Here is a 1,679-nt window from a genome sequence, read left to right as displayed (position 1 = left end):
GCCGCGGCCAGGGCGGCGGTACGCGTCCGGGCCGAGACGATCACGGGCAGCGGTGCACCGGCGCGGGGGTCGGGGGCCCGGTCCTGCTCAGGGCCCTGGTCGGAGTCCTGGTCAGGGCCCTGGTCACGGCCCCGGTCAGTGCCCTGGTCATGGGCCGGGCCCGGATCGGGAGCTTCCGCCGGGCCCTCGGCCGACGTGGCGGCGCGCACCACGACCGGGGCCCCGGCGCCCACGCCGGGCGCGGGAGCGGGCGCGGGCGTGGCCTCGGGCGCCGGGGCCTCCATGAGGACGACATGCGCGTTGGCGCCACCGAAGCCGAAGGAGTTCACCCCGGCGACGGCGCGGCCGCCGGCCGGCACGGTCAGGGGGGCCGTCCGCAGGGCCGGGGCGAGGTTCCACGCGTCGAAGTCGAGGGCCGGGTTGAGCGGCTCGGCGTGCAGATTCGCGGGCACCTGCCGGTGCCGCAGCACGAGCAGCGCCTTGAGCAGCCCCGCCACGCCGGAGGCCGGCTCCAGGTGCCCGAGGTGGCTCTTGACCGACCCCACGACCAGCGCCCGCCCGCCGGTGCGCCGGGCGCCGAGCGCGCGCCCGACGGCCCGGCACTCCACCGGGTCGCCCACGGGGGTGCCGGTGCCGTGCATCTCCAGATAGGAGAGGTCGTCGGGGGCGATGCCGGCCGACTCGTACACCGCGCGCAGCAGGGCCTCCTGGGCGTCGGCGCTGGGCTGGGCGAGCCCCGTGGTGCGCCCGTCGGTGTTGACGCCGCTGGCCAGGACGACCGCGCGCACGGTGTCGCCGTCGGCGAGCGCCTCGCGCAGCGGCTTGAGGACGACCAGACCGCCGCCCTCGGAGCGGACGTATCCGTCGGCGTCGGCGGAGAAGGTGCGGCAGCGCCCGGTGGGCGAGAGCATCGACGCCTTGGCGAAGCCGACGAACTCGTAGGGGCTCAGCAGCGCGTGGACACCGGCCGCCAGCGCCGTCCGGCAGCGGCCGGCGCGCAGCGCCTCGCAGGCGTGGTGCAGCGCCACGAGCGAGGAGGAGCAGGCGGTGTCCACGACGAGGCTGGGGCCGCGCAGATCCAGGAAGTGGGACACCCGGTTGGCGATGTTGGAGGCGGCGCTGCCGGTCATGGTGTACGCGTCGGTCGACCGCAGGTGCAGCCCCTGGTGGAAGGCGAACCCCTGGCTGGAGGCGCCGACGTACACCGCCGTGTCCGAGCCGGCGAGCGCCTCGGCGGGGATGCCGGCGTTGTCGAGGGCCTCGACGGACATCTCCAGCACCAGCCGCTGCTGCGGGTCCATGCGGCTCGCCTCGCGCGGCGACATGCGGAAGTAGCCGGCGTCGAAGCCGTGGATGTCCTCCAGGAAGCCGCCGGCGAGGGTGTACGCCTTGCCGGGGCGGCGCGGATCGGGGTCGTGCCAGCGAGCCGCGTCGAACCGGTCGGGCGGGACCTCCCCGATCGGGTCGCGGCCCTCCATGAGCGCCGTCCACAGCGCGTCCAGGTCCGCGACACCGCCCGGGAACCGGCAGGCGGTGCCCACGACGGCGATCGCGTCGGGCGAAGGCGAGAGCACCATGGCGAACTCCTTGAGAGATCCGTGCCCGGTGGAAAGAGCGGCCGAGGGAGGGCGGGGCGAAAAAGGGGAGGCGGGAATGAGGAGAGAGGAACGGAAGGGGAG

At 75.8% G+C, this 1,679-nt stretch carries 1 protein-coding gene; it reads right to left on the bottom strand.

All coding sequences use genetic code 11. The annotated features are described in order from the left end of the window. Window positions 1-1,577, bottom strand: a 1,577-nt coding sequence (locus ACSNOD_RS30980) for a polyketide synthase (RefSeq protein WP_436770403.1), incomplete at its 3' end; no start/stop codon positions are given. Between the last annotated feature and the right edge of the window lie 102 nt (window positions 1,578-1,679).

This window comes from Streptomyces sp. URMC 123, assembly GCF_051386515.1.
In the GTDB taxonomy this organism is placed as follows: Bacteria; Actinomycetota; Actinomycetes; order Streptomycetales; family Streptomycetaceae; genus Streptomyces.
This window is presented reverse-complemented; position numbering and strand designations above follow the sequence as displayed.